The following is a 25,753-nucleotide window of genomic DNA, read 5'->3' as shown; positions in this document are numbered from 1 at the left end:
CCTCCGAGATTAATTCACACTGAGAATTCGGGCGGGGCTTTAAAGCATGCCTTTGGGTACATTCTTATGTAACCGTGCAGATGCCGATCATGAAAAAAGTTACATAAGAAAAATAAAATGAAATGAAACCTCCATGCCATTATATCCACATGAGGATGTCCCTCTTCGCAAGGTTAATGAGGTTCCCGTATTCCACCTCATAATCCTCTATCATCCTCTTAATAGCCATCCTCGAGATATCACTCCTGGACCTCTCCTCAAGGAAGCTGAGTATATGCAGTTTACAGGCAGTGTTGAGGTCCAGGTATACCCTCTGGAGGAATATCTTCTTCCCATGGTCATACTCCAGCTTCGATATGAACCTCACCACATCATCAATATCAGATCCTGACAGAACAATCACCCCGTCATGTTTTCTGCACCCTCCTCATTCTCCCGGGCCCCGGAGGATTCATCTTTGGCCCTTCCTGGCCCCGGCCTATAGTGGTACTTGTGGTAGGTGGTTTTCTCGTGTCCTGAGGAGTCGCTCACGTCAATGAAGTAGCTGCCGTTGGGGAATGGATGGACCCACGTGTCCCTCTGGGGGTTGGTGATGGTCAGGTGGAGGCCCGGGTTTGTTGAGTTCGTTGAGTTGACTCTGCCCTGGGCGTCCCTGTTTGCCCAGGAAGAGATGGCTGAAGTGAAGGTGCCGCTTGCTGCAACCGCCAGGACTGTGAGGAGTGCCAGAACCACAGCAGTTGCAACTATCCTCTTTTCCCTGGCCCTGGTGTCACTGTACCTCCACTTTACACTGTACCTCCTCCTGCTGAGGGGCATCAGGAGGGGGCAGCCTGCAGGTGTAAGGCAGTCAAGCAGGAGGTGTGAAATTATACCCGCTGTGAGGGCCGCTCCCACCGTCAGGTCGAGGAAGAGGTAGGTCAGGACGCAGGGGACAATCGAAAACACGTTGTGAAGCTGTCTTTTATGTTTATCGTAAACTGATTTCTCTGCAAAATCAGGGAGTATGCTCGCTGTGATGGTTATGATAAAGAATCTCACTGTGAGTTCCGATCCAAGTATGTAGCCCAGTATTGCGCCCAAAAACACTGCAAAGACTGCGTGTGTATACCACTTCACGTTATCCCTGCCATGTAAAGCCAGAGGAAGTACCACCCGCAGAAAAGGGTAAAGACGACTGCAGGGCCGAATATAAAGAGGTATGCTAAATCACTCATCGGAGGTCCTCCTCATTTTTTGATCCAGAGAAGAGTCCTGGCGATTATGGTCGCGAACCATATCGATGCAAGCACAATATACGCCATGAAACCCGAAAGGCTCAGAGCGATCTTCAGGTAGGCCATGAATGCGATTGAACCTGCGAATATCACAATGGGGAGGGTTATGTCTATCACTTCATCCTCAGGGTCCTTCATGATCACCAGTTTTTTCAAGAGCCTGTTGTGGTGCTTCTTTGTACCGCCCCTGATGCTGCAGAGGATCTGCAGGTTTTCCATGATGTCCAGGAAGACCCTCACACTGCTCTTTGAGGTCTGCTGCAGGTCATTGAAGACTATGAGGATGTTTCGGTTCTTTGTTTTCTTTCTTATCTCCTGGACGATTTCATTCGTGGTGTATTTCTTGTAGATGGTGTTTCTCGATGCAGTGGAAAATTCTGAGAGTATCTCCGCCGCCACTTCCTTCGCAGGGTTGACATTCTCAAGGTATATCTTTTTATGGCCTGTATCAAGTTCCATGTACTCGCCGACGTCCTTGTAATGGACTGCAACACTTTTACCTTCGTTCAATGCGTCTGTGATCCTATTTTCAATCAATATCACCTCCACTTGATAATATTATTACATCTTATATTAATATTTTATGAGGAGTTACCCTTAAAATTATTATTAACTGCCGGGGATCCCAGGTGATAACGGCTTTGATACCCTCTGACACCCCCCATTAAAAGAGGTCTTTAAAAAATATTTTACAGGATATACTGGCTTTTATCTTGTTTTTTAACAGAAAAAGGTCATTAAAAACATTTGTAGTCTAAAACAGGGCCCCTGATTATTATCTGAATGGTGTCATTTCAGGAGCCCCATCAATATTACTAATTTATTTACATCCTGCTTCAGGTGGGTACCCGCAACCTGCAGTTTCACACTTTGTGCCAGGAACTTGTATTCCCCACCTGAAAATGAGGCCCTGCTGCATCAGTAATCTTATTAATCATGATTAGGATAATACTACTTATTTAGTAGTAATAATTTATATTGAAGAAATAAGAGGGCCAGGGGTGTTATCATGACAAGGGTGACAAGGATAAGCATGTCTCTGCCAAAAGAACTTTTGGAGGAGTTTGATGAGGTCTTAAGGTATCGTGGCTACCAGTCAAGATCAAAGGGCATAAGAGACGCGCTTAAGGACTACATTGTAAGGTACCAGTGGATGAACGAAATGGAAGGAGAACGTACAGGTACAGTTTCAGTGATCTATGACCGCCAGAGAGGTGTGGGTGTAATAGATAAAATAGGGGACATACAGCATGACCACCGGGAATACATAGATGCCGTGATGAGGGTACCACTGACAGGGACAAAATCCCTTGAGGTCCTGGTGGTGAGGGGAAACATCAAGAAGATCCAGGGACTCGCAGAGAAGATGATGGGACTCAAGGGCGTTGAACACGTCAGGTTGACCAGCATATCATCAGAGAATGACAGGGCAGAGAAGAACTGAAAGCCTGCAAAGGGGTTCTGCCTTCAGCATGTTTCTTATATAAATAAACAAATAATATGTAAAAATTAGATGAGAATTTAGTGAGTAGTGATGAAATGCTCAACACATTAAAAGTAGCATTAAGAGATGAAGATCCAGAGGTGCGTAGAGCTGCAGCGGAGGCTCTTAGCGAGTCAGGTGACAGCCGAGCAGTTGAACCCCTCATAACAGCACTGAAAGATAATGATCCACTTGTGCGTAGAGCTGCAGCGGAGGCTCTTAGCGAGTCAGGTGACAGCCGAGCAGTTGAACCCCTCATAACAGCACTGAAAGATCCAGAGGTGCGTAGAGCTGCAAAGAATGCCCTTGTAGGGATTGGTTCACCTGCAGTTGAACCTCTCATAACAGCACTGAAAGATAATGATCCACTTGTGCGTAGAGCTGCAGCGTGGGCTCTTGGCAGGTTAGGTGACAGTCGAGCAGTTGAACCTCTCATAACAGCACTGAAAGATCCAGAGGTGCGTAGAGCTGCAAAGAATGCCCTTGTCGGGATTGGTTCACCTGCAGTTGAACCTCTCATAACAGCACTGAAAGATGAAGATCCAGAGGTGCGTAGAGCTGCAGCGTGGGCTCTTGGCAGGTTAGGTGACAGTCGAGCAGTTGAACCTCTCATAACAGCACTAAAAGACGACGATCTAAGTGTTCGTAGAGCTGCAAAGAAGGCTCTTGCCAAGACTCACGATCCTAGAGTAACCAAGGCTCTCAGAGAAAGAACAAAAGAACAGTACCTCAGCCCCCCTGTTGATCGAATCGAAAAACTTATACGCGAACTAAAAGATGAAGACCCGGATGTACGTAGGAGGGCTGAAAGGGAACTCAGTAGGAGTGGTGACCCCCGGGCAATCAGAGTTCTCCGAGGACCCAGGTATTGGTAATTCCAGATCAGAAGATATCTCAAGAACCAGGATAACTTTAGATCTTGCTGAAGAATAGTTGATAGTGGAACCATTCCCTGCGGGGGAGTAAAGAAGAACTGAAAGCTTGTGAAGGAGTTTTGTCTTCACTATTTTCTTATGTAACCATGAACAAAATTTTATATGTAAAAAGTTACATAAGATTAATTGGTGGTGACATGTTAAAGACCTTCACAGCAATAATAGACCGTCAGAGGGATATTGAAAGGCTGCAGGAGATGAAGGGCTACATTGATGCCAGGATCAGGGCCCTGGAATCCCAGCAACCTGAGGATGAACCTTCAGAACCTTCACGAAAAAGTGAGGTCGTGGCCTCAGTAACCTACAGGCTTGAGAAGGTCAAATGCGGGAAGAAAGGCTGCAATAAATGCCCTCACGGCCCCTACTGGTACGCCTACTGGAAAGAAAACGGAAAAACAAAGTCAAAATACATAGGAAAAACACTCAAAATCAAAGAGTAAACTATCTTCTTATTTCAATCCATTGTCTGATTTTACTGGTCTGATTTTACTGGTCTGATTTTACTGACTGGTCCAGACAACCTTAATGCTAGGAAATAGAAGCTCAGTCCACTGCAGACTTTGCAGTGAAAAGAGTTTTCATGCAGGGATAGAGTGAGTAACACAGGTTGCAGCTGTGCCTTGGGAACGAAACGATCGCCTGGGCCTTTGCGTATGTGGTGGGGAGGGTGGATCCATCAACCCAACAAGTCAAAAGTTACCTTCTAGGCGCTTTATCTTCTTCAACCTGCGGCTTATAAGGCCAGAAGTTTATATTAGTAGTTTTTGGGTTCCGTGTCTCTAGGCCCCCCTTAGACTCAAGACTTACACCCTTTTTTTTAGCCTTACATTCTTTATTAAAATAATTAAGAATTTCACAGCGCCTTTCAAAGTTAGACATTTCATCCTCTTCCTTTTTTCGAGCATTTTTCTTTTCCATATAATCTTGATAATCTTGAAAATTCTTTTTAGAAAAAATGCTCATTCCTGTAAAAAGGTCTGCCACCTGAATCAAAACATTATCCTTAGAACTCACTCCTTTGATAGGTTCTATATTCAACTCTTCTTTTAAAGGAACCTTGCACTCAAGCTTCTTCAAATAACGTGTTAATTCCTCCCAATCAATAAATCCATTCTCATCAGGAAAAAATATCCAATGCCCCCCACCCCAACGACATATGACATTCCTAAAAAGCTTATAATACATAAACTGCAAGTTTTTGTTGTCATCACGTCCTAATATACTATGACGGCTGTCCTCAATGTCCCATCTTAAAACATCCAAGCGAATTTGTTCTTTATTTGCCTCTCTCAAAAAGTAATCTATGATCCCTTTATATGCTTTGAATGTAAATTTATTAACGTCTTTCCACTTCAATTCTCTTTCATCAGGAACAGAGCCGTCAATAACATTATTTATATACTTCTCAATTTCATTTTTCATTTCACATGGATGACTTATCATCCCAATTGCTCTAAATCGCCCCCTATTATGGCTTGATTCATCTGACCAACCAAAAAAACAACTCTTCATTTTAACATGCCTCCCTTAACACCCCCAAAAGGATATGTAAAATAAGAAAGTATGAATTGAAAGAGATTATTAAACGTTACGGTATGTCTGTTCACAATCACAGAGCCGTGGCATTCCAAAAATAATTTGCCACAACTTTCTCATACCTTTTACGAAGCGAGCGTCCTGTGAGGGCGGAAATCGATTAGGCGGCCAATTCATAAACAAGTCTCGCGCTTAGTGATACTATGGAGAAACCGTCCAGTGCGACCTCTGTGAGTTCATTTTCACTGAATATTTGTTCTGCGTCTTCAGGTAGGATGTAGATGACTGAGAGGTATTCGTCAAAGCATTCCATGTAAATGGGTTCGTCGGGTATGAAGAAGTAGTGGTCCCCGTATAGTTCATCAAAGAACAGGCGGCCCCTTATCCTGTCCTCCAATAATTCTCTTATGAGTCCTGAAATACCGGTCATCGTTATTGCACCTCATAACAGTCTCTGCTGGAGTTCCTCTGAGATCAGCCTGTGCAGGTAGAACCCTTTATGTCTGCAGGATTTCATTTCCAGGACAAAGCATGACCCATCGTCCCTGAGGGCTGTGAGGGGTACGAAGAACCAGTTCCTCACTTCAGGTATCATGGTGGTGACGAAGGGCCTGGCCCTGAACCTCGTTGCAAGCCTCCTCAACTTCCATATATAGGCCTTGGGGAGTTCAAAGACGTCCATGTAGGGCAGAAGGACCAGGAAAATGAAAACCGTCTCACCATCACCTGCAAGCATGAGGTAGAGCTCACGTTCCCTGATACTCAGGACATCAAAGTTTTCCTGCATGAGGGACCTCCTGAGGTCATCCTGACGCTTCAGGAAGGCCTCGCTGTTAACATATCCATCCAAATTCCAGACCTCCTCAGATTTTTTGGCCGTGAACAGGGACACCACAGCCACAGGGGGAGGCATATAGATGGAGGGAGACTCGGCTGCAGCTGGGGGGTAGTAACGTGGTTGAGGTGAACCTGCCCACGAACCTCATATTAAAAATATGCTTAAAAGTAATAAAAAATTATGGGTACAAAAAAGGTTTGAGCGGCTCATTCTGGCCTTTTTCTCTGCTCCCAGCACACCTCATGGCATTGTTGTGTTGGGGGTGGTTGGGGGAGGGTGGGTGGGATGTACAATTTACTCCAGCGGCCCTGAACAGGCTACATTTCTTTACACAGAAAAACTGAGGGTGATATACAGATCGGTGATATAATCCTCCGGGGGTACCCTCCAGTTTAGGGTGATATCGATATACGTATATCGATATAGGGGTGATATCATCTCCAGGTATATCCCGAATCTGGGGTGATATCCTCTAGGGCGATACTGTAGGGCCACCATGATATAGATATATGGATATATATATCGCCCCGTTCCAGGGTCTACCTTCGCTGAGTTATATACAGTGCATGTATATAGATGAAATGAGAGATAGAATTAATGAATAGATAGAATTATGATATTAAGCTGGTTTAAATCTGGTTTAAAAAGAGTATTTAATCTTCTTTCAGGTGGTCGAGGATTATCTTGCGGATGTAGGCACTCATGCTTGTCTTTGGCGGGACTCTACTTTTAAGGGCCTCGATTTCATCAGAGTAGAGCCTGACAACAACAGGTTTCATGTCTTTAAGTCCTCCTTTAGGTCTCCTGTCAACCATGCTGATACCTCTCTGCATAAGTTTTGCCTCCCTGGACTTATAAAACTTTAGAACCAGGCCTCAATCCCCCCATGATCTCCACTTCTGCTGCAAAAAAGCCAATGAAAAGAATGACCTCAGGTTGATCCATGGAAAGGCCAGGGATGTTGAGGGGGTGGGAATAAAAAAATAAGGTGGGTTTAGAGTTTCCTTTTCAGGAGCTCTTCAAGTTCAAACCTTGTGATACCACACTTTTTGGCATGGAATTCAAGGGTATCAGCACCAGTGAATTTGTCGATCTCAGTCGGTTCACAGTCAAATGTTTCAGCGATGCTCCTGATGGCCCTTATTGAGTCCATGACCATCTCATCAACCTGTACCTCGTCTGAGTACCTTGATTCCAGGAGCTGCAGATATTCCCTTTTGTGCTCAATTTTCCGCTTCGTTTTTTTGAGGTTATCCTCAAGTTCCCTGATCTCATGCCGGAGGGTTTCAATTTCAATAAGGATCTTTGTGTTCTCGTTGCTGATCTTCCTGGCAAAGTAGTCGATTGCATCGCCGTATGTGTAGTTGCTGTTCTTTATGATCACCCGAGATTGAGGTTTGCACCTTGCAGAAACCAGAACCTTCACCATTTGAAGTTTCACTCCCTCAGAAGTGTTTCGGCATCGTTCAGGAGTTTAACCAGCCTCTCGAATGCGTCTATCGCCTCCATTATATCCTCTTCACAGACATCACTCATAACGTGCACCTCCGAAATTATTACTATGATTAGTATTAATTTATGATATATAAATATTATCAAAGGTTGTGAAAAGGAGGCAAAAAAGGAGGAAGAAAAAAATCAGCTGCTGGTCCTCTTACTGAGAATCTCCCTGAACTCAGGATGGTCCCTGAATAACTGGATCAGCTTCTCGGTCTTCTGGATCTCATCCTTCATCTGGTTATAGATCTTCTCGACCTCCCTGAGGCGCCTGTAATCCCTGTCCTCAATCGTCCTGACCTCAACACCGTCAATTGAGAGGTAGGGGAGGGCCTTCATGTACCTCCTCTTGAGGTCCTCGGGGTCCATGTACCAGTATGCCCTGTCAACATCGGATATCTTATGGCCCGCTAGGAAGTCGGCGAGGACCTTGTCCCCGATCTTGTTGATGATGGTGGATATGAAGTACTTCCTGAGTGCATGGGCCCTCCAGAAACTGTAGGCGCCGTCCTTCTTCTTGAAACCTGCCTCGAGGCCTATGCGCCTGAAGTTTGTCACGATGACATCCCTGTCGATGTCCTCTCCATTCGTCTTAACAAAGAGGGCCCGGTCATAGTCCCTGATCCTGATCTTCTCATTGCGGCCGTACATCCTCTCCTTGAGGTAGTTTATGATCTCCTTGGTGGCCTCAGGTGGTATGAAGGTCATGTAGCGGTAGTTCACCTTCTTCCTCACGATGTCCATGGTGATGATCTCGTCCATGAGGTCCTCCTCGGCCTCAAAGAGGTCCTCCACGGTATTCAGTTCGCGGCCGATTGCATTGCCTGCGGCTTCCAGGAACTTCCTTATGGTTATCCTCCTGGCCTCTGCCTGGGCCATGCCTGAGAGTGCCATGAGGTAGATGAGGGCCTTCTCCCTGGGTGGTGCCATGCTTACCAGTGTCCTGAGTTCCTTCCTGGTGATGAGCCTCCCGTAGTTTTGCTCCAGGCAGATGTCGCCTGATGGCTGTCTGATTTTGGGGAGGGTTATGTCCATTGCATCATAGAATGACCTTATGGCATAGTAGTAGAGGTTGATGGTGGAGGGGGCCTTGTTCTCCTCCTCGAGGGCCCTTCTGAACTTCAGGAGGTGCAGGTTTATTCTGCGGTTCCTCATCCTGATACCTGACTCCTCCTCTTCTTCGGCCTCGGTTATGAGTTCTGCAGGTGTCATGCCGGTGACCTCACAGTACTTCCTGAGGCACTGGAGGTAGGTCTTGAAGGTGGACTTCTCCAGGCCCTGGCGAAGTACCCAGGTCTCAAAGACTATCTGGTCCGAATCTCCAAACTTCATACAACATCCTCCGAAAATATTATTTAATACCCTCGCTTAAATATTTTATTACAAATAGTGTTTATTCGGACCATATGTTCGTAATAGTGACCTATTACGAAGGTAGCTGTAGGTCCACACGGACATAAGACCCTGAAAATTAAAACTGACATCTGCATCATTCAGTTCATAAAAAAAGAAATAGGTGATGGATTATTTGCCCGGTTGCCATGTTGCCTCGTTGGATCTGCTGGCCCTTCTCCTAAAGAGGTACATGCCCAGACCCCCGACAGCCAGAATAATTGCCGCATACACAGGTATAAACCAGCTTGATGATGCACTGCCGGGATGCTCCGCTGGATTTACTGGTGATGATGTTCCCTGACCGGTAACCTCTTCGACCACAGCACTGGAGTCATCAGATCTTATTCTTTTCATGATCCACGAAATCACTGAAGCTTTTCCTGCTGTCACTGATCCATAGGAAACTTCTGGTGTGTTCTGAGCCTGGTTTTCTGGAACACTTATACTGCCTACCTTATGGGCATTTCCTGCAAGATCAACAGCATAGTAATAGACTGTCTTTACATGCTTACCCAGTTTGACAGGTGCACTGTAAACATTCCATGTTCTGCCATCAAAGGAATAGAAGATCGTCCCTTCCTCATTGATATCCATGTACAGTGTGGAGTCATCTACTCGCACATTTAAAGATGGTGCTGTAACATCTTCAAAGTCCTTAATATAGCTCACTGGATCACTGGCAGCAATTAATGACTTGAACTCTCCTGATGTCAGAGTTACTGATTTTGCAATGGAATAAGCAGACGTCACTGTACCATAGAGTTCTTTACCAGGGAATGCCTGTGTAATGTACCAGAGAGCCCAGTACATTGTTTTGTAGTAACTGTTAGATGCTGGCTGTATGGCGTTGACTGCATCTTTATTGTAGGATACAAGTATGGCCTTTCCCGTGTTCTTAACAGGATCCCACCTTATGGCAATACCAACTGCACTGGCATCTGATGCTGTTCTGGTTCCTGTCGTGAAATAGTTACCTCTCGCTGCTGAGAGTCCCAGGACCTCCATGAGCACCTGTTCCTTACAGTGAGCAGGCACACCGATGTATGCATAGTACTGCCCATCTGATAGAGGAAGCCATGATCGGATTATGTTGGCAAGCACGTATCCCTGTGCCAGACCGGACCCTGGACATCCACCCCCGGTGGCAGCCAGAGCGAACTCGTAGGGCATAGCATAAGCCCATTGGTTCGCCAGACTCACAATATAGTAGTCCTGCTGTGCGTACTGGGGAATGCTGTATCCATAGGTTGACGCGACTGCGAGGGATTTCTGATAGCCTTCGGTTCCCGTAGCACCGGCAAGGTTTACAGCGCTGATATCAAACACATTGAACTGTGTCCCTCCATATGTGACCGGTCTTATGGCTCCATTACCATCAACAAAAACCGCGTGGAGTGGACCTGTCGTTTCGTCTGGTTTTTTAACGAACACGTACCAGAGAGGTGTCTGCGTACCTCTTTTGAGGGAGTATATGTTTTTAAATTTTATGCCTGTTGCTGATATTATACCATCAATGGCGCCAGCAGAGATTCCCTGTGTCTCTGAGTAACCTGCAGATGTTATTAGAAGATCATCACTGTCAAGCGGTTCAAAACCAGCAGCTTGAAGGGCTCTATTGGCTACCATGACAGCATTAATACCACTGGCATACATTGCACTGTACTCCTCACGTGGGATGACACTGACTGTGCTTATCCACTCAATTGGAGTTACCGGGATGGATGAAATGTATTTGCTGTCAATTCCAGTATCCCATAGTGTTTTAAAGGTCTGATAGTCGATGTTTGTTGCTTTAAGTAACTTGTAGAGTGCTGATGGATTAGTTGCGAGCATTCCTATACACTGAGCATTCTTTATAAGTCCCTGAAGTGTCTCCCCACCATTATATGTCATATCTGAGAGGGTCCAGTAAAACATCACACCTGTCCTTGAGAGAGAATCCCATCTTATGTAAATGTTCTCATGGGAATCATCCGTGTATGCTGATTTGAAGTTATAAAATGTGTCTGAACCTACTGTAACCCACTTCAAAGGCGTTGAATCCATGAAAAACATTGGCAAGTCATCATCACCACCCCCAGTGGAGACTATCACATGATATGATGTTGCATTTGAAGTTAGTGGATAGTTGGCCATGAACTGTTTTGAAGCGGAGTATGCCCCTATAAGACCAGGGCTAACGTTTCCAGTCCACGCAGCCACCTTTAAAAGATCACTGGGTGCGCCAGCATTCCATGCACTCAGCAGGCTCAGCACATCATAACCCAGATTCGCCTTTGCCTGCTGGAACTGGTTTTCAGTCATGTCAAGACCTATGTATACTACGGGTGTTTTTAGCACTTCCCCTGACTGAAGAACTGTGTATTTCCTTGCATAATATCCCTTGCTGTTTTTCACGGCAAATGTGAAGGTTGGGTCATGGTCCGGCTGGTTCATCTGAAAAATCTTTGAATATTTTATAGGAACTGTTTCCATCACGGTCTGTATCGCGTCTTCTGTTGTGGTGTTGGAATACCTTGCTGAACCGGCATTTGTTATAAGGATCATATCATCTGCGTTTGATATGTTCAGGGAAGTCTCCGCGTCATTTGAGATGTGGTGTGTAATATCTTCCAGTGGTGTCGCTGAGCTGATACCGGTAAAAAGAAACACTGTTAGCACTGGGATCACTAGAGTCAGAAGTTTGTTTTTCATTTCAATTTTCACCTCCATTTAAATCATAAATATCGAGTTACATTTTTATGTAATTCGTGTATAAATAGTTTATGTAATTCGTGTATAAATAGGTATGTGAATCCACAGAACTGCAGTACTCTGCCGAGGAGAAAGATCAGTTTTAAAAGAATAACTGGGTGTGAAATGCAGATATGATGATTCATGGATTTAAAAGACTTGAAAGTAAGAGAAACCATGTATACTTAATCCAATCAGGTACAGAAAGTTTCATCGTCAAAGTACACAAAACCAGCGAAAAATCTTACCTCGAATCAGAAAATGTGAAACTACTGAGGGATAAAGGAGTCAGAGTGCCTAGAATACTTGGTGTATCCAAGAATATCTTGATTGAGGAGTTCATCGAAGGAAAAACCATTGGAGACCTGATATCTAGGGCAGACACAACATGGACAGAAAGCCTTGGAAAGTGGTTCTCAGAAATCCACAGTATAAAAAAACAGTCAAAGACCCTTTTAAAAGGTGACTGCAATCTTAAAAACTTCATATTCACAGAAAAAGAAATTTTTGGGGTTGATTTTGAATATATACACTATGGGAATCCCTATGATGATCTTGGAAAACTATGCTTCTTCATAATGGATAGTAACTCACAGATGTCCATGAATGACAAAAAACACCTTATAAAAAGGTTTCTGAGTGCCTATGAAGATCACTCAAAAACTGTTGTAAATCCAAAAATTGTGGCTGAATACATGGAAATCGAGAAGAAAGGGGCCCTGATAAGGAGGGAACGTCATACTCCTAAATGGTTATAATTTGAATAATCGAGCTAGGAGGGATAATTCTGAGTAAAAAAACTTTCCTAACCGAAAGACAGAAAACCGTTCTTGAAATGAGGGAGAGGGGATGGTCCCAGAAGAAGATTGCAAGGGAATTGAAGACCACAAGACAGAACGTGTCAGCAATAGAAAGAAAGGCCATGGAGAACATAGAGAAATCCCGGAACACTCTAGATTTTGTTAAATTCCTAAAATCACCTGTAAGAATACTTTGCAGACGCGGGGATACCCTTGATGAAATTATAAAGAGATTATTGGAAGAATCAAATAAAGAGGGCATACATGTAATACATGACTCAATTACACTCGCATTTCTGATAAGGGAAAAGGCCAGCCACAGGATCGTTCACAGGGTTGTTAAAAGCGATTTTGAAATAGGAGTGACAAGGGACGGAGAAATTATCGTCGATCTAAATTCCTAGAATTTATAAAAAAATTTTTATAGTACCTCCCATATACAACGAGATGCAGATATATGCATATCGTGTGGTGATCAAAGGTGGGGCAGGTCAGAGAATACCTTGATTTAATAAAAAATTTCAGTGGGTTCGCAAGCCCGGGCAGTGTCATAGGAGCTCATATGTTACTAATAGCCAGGAAGGTCCTTGATTTTGAAGTCGATGAAGAAATTTATGTTACATGTGAAACGACAAACTGTTTACCCGACGCATTCCAGGCCATATGCAAATCAACAATAGGAAATGGGAGACTGAATATCCTGGACACTGGAAAAATGGCTGTCATCATCAACAGAAAGGGTATGCCTGGAGAAACAGTCCAGGCTCTTAGAATAATACTGGATCCTGAAAAGACCGTCAATTACCCGATCATACATGAATGGTACATGAACACCCGCAAGGTATCCGCAGAAGAAGTGAATCCAGAACTCATAAGAGCCGGTGAAAATCTATATTCCTGGTATTTTGTTGATGTGATCGTTCCAGAAAAAGAAAAGAAGATAATTGAAATCTGTAATCTTTGCAACGAACCTTTCATAAAAAGAAATGAGCTGGATCTCTGTCCAGCTTGTCTGAAAAGATAAACATGAGGTGAAAAAAGATGGGATTTGTGTTGGTACCAAAATCAGATTTCCAGATACCTCTGGAAGCAGATACCATAAGACCCGATCTGTTTGAAGGGCTGGATCTTGATGAAATTCGTTCCCTTCAAGTATACGAAGGGAACATCAAAAGACCCCTAGGCGAATTTTTTGAGATAGCAGAGACATCCCATGAAGATCAGTTAATACGGATCGATGGGGATGTCAGCAGGGTGAAGTATATCGGTTCAGGGATGAAATCCGGAAAAATCATCATAAACGGCGATGTCGGACTCCAGCTTGGCTGTGAAATGAAAGGCGGTGAAATAGAGGTAAATGGAAATGTTTCTTCATGGATCGGCATGGAAATGCATGGTGGCACCATAAAAATTAATGGAAACGCGGGGGATTATGTTGGCTGCGCATATAGGGGAGAGTGGCGTGGCATGAAAGGAGGTAAAATCATTATACAGGGTAATGCAGGGAACAATATTGGGGGTGGTATGATGGCCGGAGAAATTTATATAGGTGGAGATGCAGGTAATTTCTGCGGCATCCGAATGAATGGGGGTGAAATAACAGTACGCGGGGATGCTGGAAGGGCCCCCGGAGCAGAGATGGTATCAGGTATCATCAAAATTCATGGACGGATCTCCTCTCTCCTCCCGGGATTCAAGGAGATCTCAACATTCAAAGAAGATGGATCCCTTATGATCCTATTCAAAGGAGATCTATCCGAAAAAAATCCGGAGGGTAATCTATACATCAATTATAATAAGAACCTTCACATTCTAGAGAATGAGACCGATGAAGGGAGAGTCATCACAAAAAAGGGAATTAAAGTAATCTACAACAGTGGAAGTACGATCCGTGAAGGGCAGATAATAAAGGGAGGCAATAAACTCACAGATGATTATATAGATGAATGTGCACGCTGCTGTATTAGTCCTGAAGACTATAAGCTCCTAGGTGAACCCGAAAATGTTGTCGTATCATCACATGGAAATGAAGTTGTTCTGAGAGCTGTTGAGGACCCTGGAATCCAGATGGGAACAATATTCATACCCAGAGGTATATGGGCCAATGTGCTAACGCCACCGTATACCGAGTCAACCGGTTCCCCAATGTATAAAGGAGTGCCGGTTTATCTTAGAAAGGCTTCACAAGGTGAAAGGATCCTGAGTGCCGAGGAACTTGTAGAGGAATACGGGGTGGGAAAATGAGCGTCTATAAAAATGTGACATGTCCCGTCTGCGGAGGGTCTTGTGATGACATAGAGGTTCTCTATGATGGGAAAACAATAAAAACAAGGAATGCTTGCAGGATGGGGAATGCAAAGTTTCAGGAGATGGTCAGCTCCCACAGAATACTTAGACCCCAGATTAAAACTGAAAGTGGTTTCAGATCCGCAGAATGGGATGAAGCCCTTGACGCTGCAGCAGAGATACTTACAGAGTCAAAAAGACCAACCCTATTCATGGGTAGTGAGATGTCAACTGAAGCCATGGCTGCAGGTCTTGAACTTGGTGAGTATCTAAATGCCATGGTGGATTCAAATGCAACCATATGTCATGGCCCCACATTAATGGGAATCCAGGAAGCTGGACAGAGCGCTGCTACGGCAGGTGAGATAAAGAATAGAGCTGACGTCATCATTTATTGGGGTACAAATGTTATGGACTCCATGCCTCGCCACATGTCACGTTACAGCATATTCATGCGCGGATTTTTCAGAGAACGTGGTAAAAAAGATAGAACTGTCATCTCCGTGGATCCCCGTGAAACAGCAACAACTAAAGCCTCCGATATCCATCTGCAGCTGAAACCAAACTCAGATTATGAACTTTTTTCAGCACTGCTTACAGTTATAAGGGGCAATGAACCGCACAGGAGTATTGAGAGTATAACAGGGATATCAGTTGAAACCATAAAGGAAGTCGCAGACATAATGCTGAATGCGCAGTTTGGAGCCATCTATGGAGGTCTTGGACTTGCATCATCAGAAGGTAAGCATAGAAACGTTGAGATGGTTCTCAAACTGGTAGCTGCACTTAATGAACACACCAAATTTACAATAGGAGCCATAAGAGGTCATTGTAATGTTGCAGGATTTAATCAGGTGGCTTCATGGGAGTATGGTTTCCCCTTTGGTGTTGATTTTACAAGGGGTTATCCACGCTACAACCCCGGAGAAACAACTATAGTCGATCTTCTCCAGAGAAAAGAATCCGATGCGGTCCTCGTTATATGTTCAGATCTTGGAGCTCACCTCCCCAAAGAATGCGTTGAGTATATGAAAGAGATTCCTGTAATATGCATAGATATTGCCCCATGTCCAACAACACTTGTATCTGATGTTGTGATCCCTGGAGTTATTGATGCTATGGAGTCCAGCGGCACCTTCTACCGCTTTGACAATGTTCCCATCCACCATAAGGCATTCACAACATCACCATTCCCTGAAACAGAGAGCAACGAACATACTCTTAGACAGATCCTTGAGAGGGTTAAATCAATTAAAGGCGAATAAATATCTGCTAACCATTTTTATTTTTTTCTCCTATGATACAGACATTCGTGGCTTTAATCAGAACTTGAAACTCTTCGCCCGTTCTTATACCAAGCTCAGTGACTGCGCCTGGAGTTACAGCCGAGGTCAGAACTATATCCCCTATCCTCAAGTTTACATAAACAATCCTTGAAGTTTCTATAATGTCTTCAACTGTACCCTTGAAGATATTCTGTGCAGATGCCATAAACGGATCAGCTGCTATCATTATATTTTCTGGTCTGATGGAAAGTATCACAGACCCCTCCCCGCAGTCAACTGTCCTGAAGATATTTGAATTAACATTTACAGAGGTGAGCCCATTCACCTGGCCTTCAACAGTCCCTTCAAGTATATTAGCACCCAGAAAATCTGCAACAAAGTAGGGCGATGGTTTATTGATGACTTCCTCCTTTTTACCCATCTGAATGATTTTTCCATGGTTCATCACCGCCACCTTATTTGAAAGCCACCATATATCATCAAGGTCATGTGTAACATGGATCACAGTGGTTTCAAAATTATCCCTGATATCTGCGATAAGTTTTCTTAGGGATATCTTTGTTCTCTGGTCAAGGGCACTGAATGGTTCATCCATCAATAGCAATCGGGGATTCACTATGATTGCCCTTGCTATCGATGCCCTCTGGAGCTCACCTCCACTGAGGGTTCCAGGGTATCTATTCAGTACGTGATCTATACCCATCATAGCTGCGATTTCATGGACTTGTCTGTGAATATTTTCCTTCATCTCTGTCTGCTTACGAAGGCCGTAGGCTATATTCTCCTCCACGGTCATGTGAGGGAAGAGACAGTGATCCTGATATACTATGCTAACATCACGTTCCTCAGGTGGGAGGGTGGTTAGATCCGCCCCATCAAGAGATATCGTCCCCGAAATCGGTTCAAAGAACCCCATGATGGTCTCAAGAAAGATAGACTTACCACTACCAGTCGGGCCGATTATAACAAGATAATCTCCCCTCGAAAGGTGGAGTTCATCTACCCTGACTACGAATTCGCCAAGGTCGATTTCTAAATTATCTATATCCAGAAAACTCATTCCCATAAGCCCCCATTTTTTCAAGGAAAAATATTGTTATGAATGAAATTATCATAAGGAAGATACCGGATGCCACAGCCATCTCCACGTTTCCATAGGATAAATTAAGATACAGAGATATAGGCAGCGTATCTGTTTTCTGATAGGTACCTCCAGCAACTATCAGTACCGCTCCAAAGCAGCCTATGCATCTTGAAAAGGTAATTATTGTTGCAGCTAATATTCCATCCCTTGATAAAGGGATCATGATATTCCTGAATGTCTCAAATTCTGTATATCCAAGGGAACGGGAAACAAATTTGAGTCTCCTATCTATGTTACAGAATGTGGAGTAACATATTCTGACCGTATACGGTAAAGAGACAAAGAACTGTGCACAGATGACTCCAAGATCCGTGAAGACTATCTGAATACCGAGTCCATCCATCATATAATTTAGAGGGGTGTTTCCAAGAAATATGAGAAGCATTATACCTATAAGAATTTCAGGGAATGCTATAGGAATATCCAGCACTGTTTTAACAATGGATTTCCCTCTGAAGGAGTCCTCTGATAGTGAATAAGCAATGAGCAGCGCAGATAACATCACAATCACTGTTGTTATAGTGGATGTTAAAAGAGATAATTTCACTGAGTGGATCATATCAGCACTTGTGAATGAATTCAGGATGGATTGCGGAGAGGATACTGTCCAGAGTGAAATACATATTATAAAAAATGCGGCCACAAAGATGACCGCAAAGAATCTGCAAGTACCTCTGAAAATACTCACTCGCTCAATGGACAAAACCGTTCAACTCCCATCAGTGCTGCTAACCCTGCTATCGTTGTTCCATAAAATATTACTCTTTTATCTGATGCCATGGCCATGATATCCTCAAATGTACCGTTAGCTACAGTAGAACCGGTTACCACTAAAACATCAGAATTATGAATTATCTTCTTATTGCTTTTTTTTGCATCAAATACATCTACACCATATTTTTTACCCTTATTTCCAGGATTCAGATCTGTAACCTGCAATCTGTCTCCAAATGTCTCGTGAAGTTTCCTTACAAACGCCGGTTGAAACCCAAGCAAAGCAACTCTGTCATATCCCAGCAATTCAAGGTAATCTGAAAGTAATTCAGCACACCTTTCAGGAGCGTTTCCAGTGCAGTGAACTGTCCTATCAATGAAACCCTTCTTCCTCATGAGTGCATTGAAAGTAGCTATCAAACACGATTGTTTCCCTTTTACTAAAAGTTCCCCGAGGGTTCCTCTGAAATGAGTGGGAGTAGCTGTGAAGCACTCCCCTACAGTACCATCTTCAAGAGTCGCTCTGAGCATGACCTCTCTCCCCTCAACAAGAGGATAATCCTTGATGGTTGATGTATCAAGGAGAGGGTTCTTCACAGAGATCTCGACATATGTGGACTCCATGGCTGACGAATGTATCAGATAGTTCATTTTATCCCTGATAAACTCATGTATCATGGTATCAGATCCTGGTTTAAATCAGAAAATGACTTTGAACCCCCATTTTTCCCATATAACCCTGGCCTCATCTGATTTAATGTATTCAACGAATTCTTTTGATGTTTCAACGTTTCCTGAAATTGAAGTGACCGCTGCGGGTATTGTCTGGTTCTTTGCTCCCTCGATTTCAATCATTTCCAGCTTTGATTTACTGTTGTTCCATGTCAACATGTCCTCCCATATTATAACTGCATCTACCTGTCCTGAGAGGATGTATGTTAAGAGCTGATTAACTGTTGGAGTCTTTGCAACTAAATTTTCATTTATATTTACGCCCTCTTTATCAAGCATTTTCTGGGCGACTTTGCCTATCGCGCATGCCTTGGGATCTCCTATCGCAACTCTCACGTTTTCTTTACCCAGATCTTTAAGGGAGGTTATGTTCTTCGGATTTCCCCTTTTAACGGCTATGACGGGTTTATGTGAGGTTACATTCACAATGGTATCATTGATTATGTAACCCTTTTCTTTTGCCTTGTCCATTGTCGTATATTCGCCTGTTATGAGTACATCGCCCTTTTTTGATGTCATCAGTGTTGCAAGAAGTTCTCCTGAACCCCCATACTGAACATTAACCTTTTTTCCTGTCTTTTTCTCAAAATTAGTTATTATCTCATTCATTGGTTTCATGAGCCCTGCCCCTGCAAGGACTGTGATCTCTGATCCCTTCATAGTCTTTGAATTTCCTGTGATAAGATACGCTCCTGTAACCGCTGAAAGGATCAGCAACCCTATTACAAACGCCATTATCTTCTTATCCATGATCAGGCCTCCATTACCCTGTAGATTATTCCTCCATCTTTTTCATGTAACATGCCCTCATTGAACCTTATTTTCTTTAGAATATTAACAGGATCAGTTATTTCAACCCCTGCAATCATATCAACCCCGTATTCAAAAAAAACATCTGTCATTGGCGTTGTGGGTCCTATGATAGCCACAAAAGCATCAAGTTCTGCCAGTGCAAGGTAACGTTCTGTGCTGTGATTGACCAGTGTGCTGCCAGTCACTGCAAGTACATCAACCCGGGGGATAATCTGTTCAGCCGCTGTTTCAGGAAAAACACCCCTTTTAGGATTGACCTTAAATGGATTGATCTCCAGAATATAGAACTCGTCCGAAACCGTCCTTATCCTGTCAGTGTAGCGGCGTGGGAATTCACCCACCATAGCGATTTTTCGATTTCGGCATTCCTCCATCAGTATATCAAATGCATTGCATCGTTTACCACCTCCCTCGATCACTGAGTTAACAGTAGCAATTCCCAGGCTGGAATAAAATGGGTCCCATGACCTTGAAAGTTCAAGTAATTCATGAGTCATCTCTGGAATTTCAAAATCTCTGATGAATCCATTATTACTGGCTATACCGCAGGAGCTGCTCCAAACAGCCGTCCATGATCTGCCTATGGCCACATCCCTTACTCTGATTTCAGGCATGTTCTCAATCTCATCCAGTATATCATCAAGTATCATAATAGCACCAGTATAATGGCAATTTCGGGCATTTATTTCTGGAGTGCCGTCTTTATGATGTGTTCCCATGCCACTGACTTTAGATTCCTGATCCTTAGTTCAGACCTTTCAATAGAGAGGAGTCCATCGGGACAGACACTGGAGCATGCTCCGCAGAATACGCAGAATTTCTCATCGATCCGGGCAGTACCATTTATTATACTGATTGCATTACAGGGACAAACATCCACACACGCGTGGCATGACTCACCCCTGCATCGCTCATCTGCCTGGCCTATGGTTCCTCTGATGGGTTTTTTAACGGTGATCGCATTTGCCGGGCATATTTCCATACACCAACCACAGTGAGCACATTTTTCATCAATTGTTATGACAGCACCCTCAACAGTGGCCTTCAGTTCCTCCTTATACATGCATGTCAGACAGCTCATACGGATGGCGCCAACAGGACATATCCTTTTGCATATGCCGCAGTAGAGACATTTATCCTCATCCACCCGGATTCCATCGGCTATCGCCATATTTGATGAATCCGGGTCTCTCCAGCTTATTTCAATGGCTGATACAGGACACATAGCTGCACATTCACCACAATAGATGCATTTTTCCATTGATACATTTATCTCCCCTTTTACAAGGGATTTACGTTCAGGAAGATCCCTGATGGTTAAGAGTGCATTCCTTGGACATGCATCGGCGCAATTACCGCATAAAAAGCATTTTTCGTCATCAATTTCAAGTTTAAAGTCCCAGAACGGATATTCATCGGCGCCCCTTATGCTTTTACCATCCTTCTGGAGATCTATGGCTCCGAAGATGCATACTGAAGCACATAACCCACATAGAACACACTTCTCCTTGTTGAAGGACACTCTGTTCATTTTGATTAAACCCCTCGCTATTGGGAGAAGAGGAGCTATATCTATAGCGTCCACAGGGCATGTCTCTGAACATAACCCACAACCCGTGCATAGATCCGGATTGTAATTCAGTGTCCTCCTTTCAGAACCCATCCTTTCATTAACCAACATCAGTATCTACCTCAGAAATAGCGCCGTTTGGGCAGTTAGAGATGCAAAGCCTACAATTATCACATTTATCATTTATCACAAGGGGAAATCCGTTGTCCTCAATTATTGCATCCTTTTCACAGATGAGAATGCAGAGGCCTTTTCCCGCGCAGTTTTCAACACCGCTACATTTCTCCCTATTGATGACTATCATAGACCAACCTCGAAATGTAATTTTTTGCATATCGTATATTCCAAAAGTCCATATATAAATCTTTCTTAATGGACCTCATGAAAACAGTACTGTTTTACATGGCAGCTGAAGACCCCCGCAGTTATAATGGATATCCTCACATATTTCCTGAAAAATAAAAAATTAAAATTAATCTGTTCTTCCAGGTCCAAAGAAGTACCCCAGACCTAGAAGGCCCACTATCGCCACTATACCAACTATGGCATAGACAGGTAGCCCGGTCTCCGGGTTAGCTGAACCTGAGGCGCTGCTGACCTCATAGGCCTTACCCTGGTTTTCGCCCGCTGAGGAATGAGTTGCTGCCTCCACTCCAGGTGCTGATGTTGAAACATCTGAACCCTGTGATTCCTCGTGATGTGGCTCCCCCTTGTCTGCTGATGTACCCGGTGCCTGTGGCTGTCCTGGATTTGATGGTGCTGTCGGTGTGGATCCTCCATCGGGGGATAGTGCGAATGCTGAGCTCTTCGTGGCAGCGTAAAGCTTCTCCCTGACCCTTGAGAGAAGGTCCGGGTTCATGTACTGCATGACTCACTCATTAATACACGCATAATAAAGGTTAATCTGGAAAGCCCTTTAAATGTTCAAAAAATCGGAATCGATCAATCAACTGAAGAGGCCATTTAGTGCCATTCAATGCACCGGTTATGTAAAATTATATTTAATAAATTAATCACAGGGTGCTAGATCTCCAGGGTTACCCTGAGGGGTATATGATCAGATAACCTTGGCCTGGTCTCTATAATTTCACCTGCCGGAGGGTGCCAGACGTCAAGGATCTTCACTCCTTCCGGGACAAAGAGGTAATCAATCTGGTATTTCCCCCCGTTAGGTGTCATGAATGTGAATGGATCTTCCTCCTCCCTGAGAACATCCCTGAATCCAAGTTCAGAGAGTCTTCCGGTCATCTCCTCTGCAAGGAGTGCTAACCTCCTCAGGGATGGGCTGAAGTTTTTATTGATGTTGAAATCACCGCCAATTATGATCAGGTCCTCTCCCTCCTCAATGTAGTTATACAGGAGGTCAAGGAACTCAGAAAAGTCACTATCTGCTGGCCCAATGTAATTGTATATGCTAAAGAGGGAAAGACTATTTCCTCCGATTTCTATTCTGCAGGAAACATAAAAATCTTCTATACAGTGGTTGTCTGAGATTTCAAGGTAGTTCCTTTTCATGGAATCCAGCATGAGATCCTTATGAAGAAGTAATGTGTTCATCTCCCCGCGGAAGGTATGGTAATTCCACCTTACCTCATTGGGTATCATGTAGACCTCCTGGAAAAATCCTGCATCAAATTCCAGTTCCCCCATATAACTCCAGAGTTTCCTCCGCCTGTAGGATGCCCGGTTCAGGTTCCATGTCAGAACCTTAAGTTCCATTCAATCACCCCCAGGTTCAGGTTCCATGTCAGAACCTTAAGTTATCCTATAGAAAATTGTGATGCCCATTAACTTAAACACAACCGGAAACATTTATATGGGAAGAATGTAATATATTACCTAAACATGTAATATATTACCATAGGAGTTTTTGAGAAGATGAAAATAAATAAGATCCATACACTAACAGCCCTCATAACACTTATGGGGCTCTTTGCAACACTATCTGGCCTCCTGGACCAGAATACATACATCAACGACTCATTATCAGCAACTGCACAGATGATGGGCCAGGACCTCGTGACACTCACCACAGGGATCCCCCTCCTAATCATTTCAGCATACCTTAGCCGTTCCTCGGCCAAAGCCAGGCTGCTGTGGATGGGTGGAATGTTCTACTTCACCTACACCTATGCCTCCATGGCCTTCCTCGCATCCTACAACAGTCTCTTCCTCCTGTATGTGGGCATACTTGCCTTATCACTCTACGGCCTCATGGGAGAGCTGTTCACAACCACCTACAGGGTTAAGGTTGATGAAAAAAAATCAGGCTTCACAGCCATCTACCTCACCCTCACCGGATTAATGCTGGCAGCCATGTGGATCAAGATGATCACAGATTCCCTGATAACCGGCATGGCCCCGGGGGCCCTTGAGGGCTACACAACCCTCGTCATACAGGCACTCGACCTCGGCGTCGTGGTTCCAGCGGCCCTCCTCACATCATACTTCCTCCTGAAGAGAGAAGTGTGGGGCTACATACTTGCACCGGTATTCCTTGTCAAGGTATCATTACTGGGAACAGCCATACTCTCAATGGTGGCCTTCATGGCCATGGAGGGGGTCCCATTCAGCTGGGGGCAGGCTGCCTTCTTTATGGTCCTCACCTTCACAGGCCTGGCCGTCACCGGGATTTTCTACCGGGGAATGGCAATCACATCAGGGAGGTTGACACTGGATGAAGGATATGCAGGCAATACGGGATGAACACCGGGAGACAAGGGAGTCCATGGAGAGGTACATACTGGTAGCCCTCTTCCTCATCGAGCAGCGCTGGAGCTACATAGTGAGCCGCGAGTTCCGCGAAGATGGCATAACAGCAAAGCAGTGGCTCTTCATGGTGATCCTTGGAAACGTCTTTGAAAGGCCCCCCTCAATGCAGGAGATGGCTGATGCCATGAGCACCACCCACCAGAACGTCAAGCAACTTGCAGTTCGCCTTGAGGATAAGGGACTCCTGAGAATAAAAAAGGACCCTGAAAACAGGAGGATCCTGCGCCTCGAGCCAACAGGGAGGTTCCATGAGTTCTGGGCTGGTAGAGATGAGAGAGACTCCGCCACCCTGAAATCCCTCTTCGATTCACTTGACGATGAAGAGGTCAAAAGCCTGTTTAACGTATTTTCAAAGCTTGAGGAAGCCTCAAAGCAGCGATATATGGAATACCGTAAGAGATGAGCATATGCTAAGAAAAAGATTTGAAATGGAAGTTAGAGAAGAACTCAGAAAGGTTTATAATCTGAATGAGAGGGAACTACCAGGGTTACTTGCAGGATACCTTGAATCCTCCGGTCTCCCCCATGACCCTCAAAACCTCCTGATCAGGTGGGCTGACTCAAAAATAAGGAGAGGACCCCGCTGGATGAATGTGGACATGACCCAGATCAACACTCCAGCACCCTTCAGGAGCGTTTACATAAAGGGCCGTTTTTTAGGAATACCCCTTGAGGGCCTTGACATATATTCCGGAGGCCATGGAGAGATGACCATCAGGGCACTGAAATTTCTGAAGGTCGCAGAGGAGCGTGGAGATCCTATGGACGTGTCAGCCCTTGTAACTCTACTCTCAGAGGCCCCATTTCTCCCATCCCTATTCCTTGCAGAGTGTACGGAATGGTCACAGCTGGATGATGAAAGGGTTGAGGGTAGAATCAGGGACCATGGCATCACTGCCAGTGGTCTGTTCACCTTCGATGAGCATGGAAGGTTCCTGAAATTCTATACAGAGGACAGGTACTGTGTAGAGTTCAACATGGAGCAGCACCCCTGGAGTGTTGAGGTGCTATCATACAGGGATGCCGGGGGTTTTATCTATCCCGCGGAGTGCACAGCAACATGGCACCTCCCGGAGGGTGACCTGAAGTACTTCCATGGAAGGATCAGAGACGCAAAGTTCAACATAAGGACGCTTTAACTGTCCGGATCACTCCAGGATTGAAGAAAATTCAGGGCACTTTAAATATATTATGAAACATAGGAGATACTGTTATGAAAGAACTCTATCCATTCATTTTCAGAAGAAAGTCCACGAGAAAGTACAGGGGCCCTGCATCAGAGGATGAGCTCAGGGAAATTGAGGACCGCCTTGAGAAACTTGAACCCCTGCTGGAGGATGTTGATACCGAATTCAGGCTCCTGGAGAGGGATGATGTGAGGACCCGGATGCAGCAGCCGGCCCCCCACTATATAGCAGCCTTCTCAGATGGCTATGTGGGGAAGGTGAATGTGGGATTCATGCTCCAGCAGATGGACCTCAGAATCTCAGGCATGGGCCTCGGGAGCTGCTGGCAGGGGATCCCACGGCTGAGGGCTCATGTGAAGTCTGAACTTGATTTTGTCATACTCCTGGCCTTTGGTGCTGCAGCTGAACCCGTCCACAGGGAGCACTCCGAGTTCAGGAGGAAGCCCCTCAGTAAGATAACGGACATGGAGGGGATGGATGACGTCCTCGAGGCCGTGAGACTTGCACCCTCAGCTGTCAACAACCAGCCATGGTACTTCACCGGTGGAGATGGAAAGATCCATGCCTACTGCCAGGTGCAGAGCCCCCTCAAGAGGCGCCTTGTGGGGAGGTGGAACCCCATAGATATGGGGATAGCCCTTGCACACCTCAGGATCTCACTTGAATACCACGGGTACCGGTCTGAATTCAGAATCCTCGACGGGGTGGATGAACTTAAAAACTACAGCTACACCGGTACATTCATCTATGGGGACTGA

At 44.6% G+C, this 25,753-nt stretch carries 32 protein-coding genes; 13 read left to right on the top strand and 19 right to left on the bottom strand.

The genetic code is table 11. From position 1 onward, the window contains the following. Positions 1-139: 139 nt before the first annotated feature. The 3 genes from C7452_RS02315 to C7452_RS02305 form a co-directional block, all read right to left on the bottom strand. Complete coding sequence (locus C7452_RS02315; protein ID WP_074359227.1) at positions 140-403, bottom strand: hypothetical protein; 264 nt, start codon at positions 401-403, stop codon at positions 140-142. Next, the gene (locus tag C7452_RS02310; RefSeq protein WP_074359228.1) at positions 400-1,116 is read right to left on the bottom strand and encodes a metal-dependent hydrolase; all 717 of its coding nucleotides are present in this window, start codon (positions 1,114-1,116) and stop codon (positions 400-402) included. The genes C7452_RS02315 and C7452_RS02310 overlap by 4 nt, the downstream gene beginning before the upstream one ends. 110 nt (positions 1,117-1,226) lie before the next feature. Then, positions 1,227-1,811 (bottom strand): hypothetical protein, encoded by a 585-nt coding sequence (locus tag C7452_RS02305; protein WP_074359229.1) that lies wholly within the window; start codon positions 1,809-1,811, stop codon positions 1,227-1,229. Between the two features lie 472 nt (positions 1,812-2,283). Between C7452_RS02305 and nikR the strand changes: the two genes are divergently transcribed. The 3 genes from nikR (at position 2,284) to C7452_RS02290 (ending at position 4,132) form a co-directional block, all read left to right on the top strand. Next, entirely contained in the window at positions 2,284-2,718 is a 435-nt protein-coding gene (gene nikR, locus C7452_RS02300) for a nickel-responsive transcriptional regulator NikR (protein ID WP_211305647.1), read from the top strand. An 80-nt stretch (positions 2,719-2,798) separates the two neighbouring features. Beyond that, positions 2,799-3,632 carry a HEAT repeat domain-containing protein gene (locus C7452_RS02295; protein WP_115892090.1) on the top strand — a complete coding sequence of 278 codons (834 nt, stop codon included), beginning with the start codon at positions 2,799-2,801 and terminating at the stop codon, positions 3,630-3,632. Positions 3,633-3,829: 197 nt separating this feature from the next. Beyond that, positions 3,830-4,132, top strand: coding sequence for a hypothetical protein (locus tag C7452_RS02290; protein ID WP_074359231.1), 303 nt, complete (start codon positions 3,830-3,832; stop codon positions 4,130-4,132). A 256-nt stretch (positions 4,133-4,388) separates the two neighbouring features. Here C7452_RS02290 and C7452_RS02285 read toward each other — a convergent pair whose 3' ends face one another. The 3 genes from C7452_RS02285 to C7452_RS02275 form a co-directional block, all read right to left on the bottom strand. Then, positions 4,389-5,204 (bottom strand): DUF3800 domain-containing protein, encoded by an 816-nt coding sequence (locus tag C7452_RS02285; protein WP_074359232.1) that lies wholly within the window; start codon positions 5,202-5,204, stop codon positions 4,389-4,391. Between the two features lie 184 nt (positions 5,205-5,388). Continuing rightward, positions 5,389-5,658, bottom strand: coding sequence for a hypothetical protein (locus tag C7452_RS02280; RefSeq protein WP_074359233.1), 270 nt, complete (start codon positions 5,656-5,658; stop codon positions 5,389-5,391). 12 nt (positions 5,659-5,670) lie between these two features. Next, positions 5,671-6,078, bottom strand: a complete 408-nt coding sequence (locus C7452_RS02275; RefSeq protein WP_074359234.1) for a hypothetical protein — start codon at positions 6,076-6,078, stop codon at positions 5,671-5,673. A gap of 104 nt (positions 6,079-6,182) precedes the next feature. Between C7452_RS02275 and C7452_RS02270 the strand changes: the two genes are divergently transcribed. Next, positions 6,183-6,410, top strand: a complete 228-nt coding sequence (locus tag C7452_RS02270; RefSeq protein ID WP_074359235.1) for a hypothetical protein — start codon at positions 6,183-6,185, stop codon at positions 6,408-6,410. A 309-nt stretch (positions 6,411-6,719) separates the two neighbouring features. Here C7452_RS02270 and C7452_RS02265 read toward each other — a convergent pair whose 3' ends face one another. The 4 genes from C7452_RS02265 to C7452_RS02250 all read right to left on the bottom strand — a co-directional run bounded on the left by C7452_RS02265 (position 6,720) and on the right by C7452_RS02250 (position 11,670). Continuing rightward, complete coding sequence (locus C7452_RS02265) at positions 6,720-6,899, bottom strand: hypothetical protein (RefSeq protein ID WP_074359236.1); 180 nt, start codon at positions 6,897-6,899, stop codon at positions 6,720-6,722. A gap of 161 nt (positions 6,900-7,060) precedes the next feature. Then, positions 7,061-7,492, bottom strand: a complete 432-nt coding sequence (locus tag C7452_RS02260; RefSeq protein WP_147299757.1) for a hypothetical protein — start codon at positions 7,490-7,492, stop codon at positions 7,061-7,063. Positions 7,493-7,704: 212 nt separating this feature from the next. Continuing rightward, positions 7,705-8,895: a tyrosine-type recombinase/integrase gene (locus C7452_RS02255; RefSeq protein ID WP_115892087.1), complete on the bottom strand. Its 1,191-nt coding sequence runs from the start codon at positions 8,893-8,895 to the stop codon at positions 7,705-7,707. 192 nt (positions 8,896-9,087) lie between these two features. Further along, positions 9,088-11,670: a hypothetical protein gene (locus C7452_RS02250; protein ID WP_115892086.1), complete on the bottom strand. Its 2,583-nt coding sequence runs from the start codon at positions 11,668-11,670 to the stop codon at positions 9,088-9,090. Between the two features lie 155 nt (positions 11,671-11,825). On the opposite strand from C7452_RS02250, the gene C7452_RS02245 reads away from it, so the two are divergent. The 5 genes from C7452_RS02245 (at position 11,826) to C7452_RS02225 (ending at position 16,042) form a co-directional block, all read left to right on the top strand. Continuing rightward, entirely contained in the window at positions 11,826-12,449 is a 624-nt protein-coding gene (locus C7452_RS02245) for an RIO1 family regulatory kinase/ATPase domain-containing protein (protein WP_013296113.1), read from the top strand. Between the two features lie 29 nt (positions 12,450-12,478). Continuing rightward, the gene (tfx, locus tag C7452_RS02240) at positions 12,479-12,895 is read left to right on the top strand and encodes a DNA-binding protein Tfx (RefSeq protein WP_074359241.1); all 417 of its coding nucleotides are present in this window, start codon (positions 12,479-12,481) and stop codon (positions 12,893-12,895) included. Positions 12,896-12,972: 77 nt separating this feature from the next. After that, positions 12,973-13,515: an FmdE family protein gene (locus C7452_RS02235; protein ID WP_010876550.1), complete on the top strand. Its 543-nt coding sequence runs from the start codon at positions 12,973-12,975 to the stop codon at positions 13,513-13,515. Between the two features lie 17 nt (positions 13,516-13,532). After that, complete coding sequence (locus tag C7452_RS02230) at positions 13,533-14,735, top strand: formylmethanofuran dehydrogenase subunit C (protein ID WP_013296115.1); 1,203 nt, start codon at positions 13,533-13,535, stop codon at positions 14,733-14,735. After that, positions 14,732-16,042 carry a formylmethanofuran dehydrogenase subunit B gene (locus C7452_RS02225; RefSeq protein ID WP_010876552.1) on the top strand — a complete coding sequence of 437 codons (1,311 nt, stop codon included), beginning with the start codon at positions 14,732-14,734 and terminating at the stop codon, positions 16,040-16,042. Before C7452_RS02230 ends, C7452_RS02225 begins: the two co-directional genes overlap by 4 nt. Before the next feature lie 7 nt (positions 16,043-16,049). Here the strand turns inward: C7452_RS02225 and C7452_RS02220 are convergent, their stop codons facing one another. The 9 genes from C7452_RS02220 to C7452_RS02180 form a co-directional block, all read right to left on the bottom strand. Beyond that, positions 16,050-17,123: an ATP-binding cassette domain-containing protein gene (locus C7452_RS02220; protein WP_048175578.1), complete on the bottom strand. Its 1,074-nt coding sequence runs from the start codon at positions 17,121-17,123 to the stop codon at positions 16,050-16,052. Further along, positions 17,101-17,850, bottom strand: coding sequence for an ABC transporter permease (locus C7452_RS02215; protein WP_255503679.1), 750 nt, complete (start codon positions 17,848-17,850; stop codon positions 17,101-17,103). The genes C7452_RS02220 and C7452_RS02215 overlap by 23 nt, the downstream gene beginning before the upstream one ends. 41 nt (positions 17,851-17,891) lie before the next feature. Further along, positions 17,892-18,572 carry a Rossmann-like domain-containing protein gene (locus tag C7452_RS02210; RefSeq protein ID WP_048901299.1) on the bottom strand — a complete coding sequence of 227 codons (681 nt, stop codon included), beginning with the start codon at positions 18,570-18,572 and terminating at the stop codon, positions 17,892-17,894. Between the two features lie 48 nt (positions 18,573-18,620). Further along, on the bottom strand, positions 18,621-19,403 hold the full coding sequence (modA, locus tag C7452_RS02205; protein ID WP_010876557.1) for a molybdate ABC transporter substrate-binding protein: 783 nt from the start codon (positions 19,401-19,403) through the stop codon (positions 18,621-18,623). A 2-nt stretch (positions 19,404-19,405) separates the two neighbouring features. Further along, positions 19,406-20,116 (bottom strand): Rossmann-like domain-containing protein, encoded by a 711-nt coding sequence (locus C7452_RS02200; RefSeq protein WP_010876558.1) that lies wholly within the window; start codon positions 20,114-20,116, stop codon positions 19,406-19,408. Positions 20,117-20,148: 32 nt separating this feature from the next. Further along, on the bottom strand, positions 20,149-21,129 hold the full coding sequence (fwdF, locus tag C7452_RS02195) for a tungsten-dependent formylmethanofuran dehydrogenase subunit FwdF (RefSeq protein ID WP_245942862.1): 981 nt from the start codon (positions 21,127-21,129) through the stop codon (positions 20,149-20,151). A 7-nt stretch (positions 21,130-21,136) separates the two neighbouring features. Continuing rightward, on the bottom strand, positions 21,137-21,340 hold the full coding sequence (locus tag C7452_RS02190; RefSeq protein ID WP_048175579.1) for an ATP-binding protein: 204 nt from the start codon (positions 21,338-21,340) through the stop codon (positions 21,137-21,139). Between the two features lie 168 nt (positions 21,341-21,508). Then, positions 21,509-21,904 carry a hypothetical protein gene (locus tag C7452_RS02185; protein ID WP_048901217.1) on the bottom strand — a complete coding sequence of 132 codons (396 nt, stop codon included), beginning with the start codon at positions 21,902-21,904 and terminating at the stop codon, positions 21,509-21,511. Positions 21,905-22,059: 155 nt separating this feature from the next. Next, a complete protein-coding gene (locus tag C7452_RS02180; RefSeq protein ID WP_013296121.1) occupies positions 22,060-22,755 on the bottom strand; it encodes an endonuclease/exonuclease/phosphatase family protein in 696 nt (231 codons plus the stop codon). A 159-nt stretch (positions 22,756-22,914) separates the two neighbouring features. Here C7452_RS02180 and C7452_RS02175 point away from each other — a divergent pair, with 159 nt between their 5' ends. The 4 genes from C7452_RS02175 (at position 22,915) to C7452_RS02160 (ending at position 25,753) form a co-directional block, all read left to right on the top strand. Beyond that, positions 22,915-23,742, top strand: a complete 828-nt coding sequence (locus tag C7452_RS02175) for a hypothetical protein (protein WP_013296122.1) — start codon at positions 22,915-22,917, stop codon at positions 23,740-23,742. After that, positions 23,714-24,211 carry a MarR family transcriptional regulator gene (locus C7452_RS02170; protein WP_048901218.1) on the top strand — a complete coding sequence of 166 codons (498 nt, stop codon included), beginning with the start codon at positions 23,714-23,716 and terminating at the stop codon, positions 24,209-24,211. The genes C7452_RS02175 and C7452_RS02170 overlap by 29 nt, the downstream gene beginning before the upstream one ends. 4 nt (positions 24,212-24,215) lie before the next feature. Next, a complete protein-coding gene (locus tag C7452_RS02165; protein WP_013296124.1) occupies positions 24,216-24,947 on the top strand; it encodes a DUF6544 family protein in 732 nt (243 codons plus the stop codon). A gap of 74 nt (positions 24,948-25,021) precedes the next feature. After that, entirely contained in the window at positions 25,022-25,753 is a 732-nt protein-coding gene (locus C7452_RS02160) for a nitroreductase family protein (protein ID WP_013296125.1), read from the top strand.

Origin of the sequence: Methanothermobacter defluvii (genome assembly GCF_003385755.1) — an archaeon.
Lineage (GTDB): Archaea > Methanobacteriota > Methanobacteria > Methanobacteriales > Methanothermobacteraceae > Methanothermobacter > Methanothermobacter thermautotrophicus.
The sequence above is the reverse complement of the archived record's forward strand: the minus strand, read 5'-3'. Positions and strand labels throughout refer to the sequence as shown.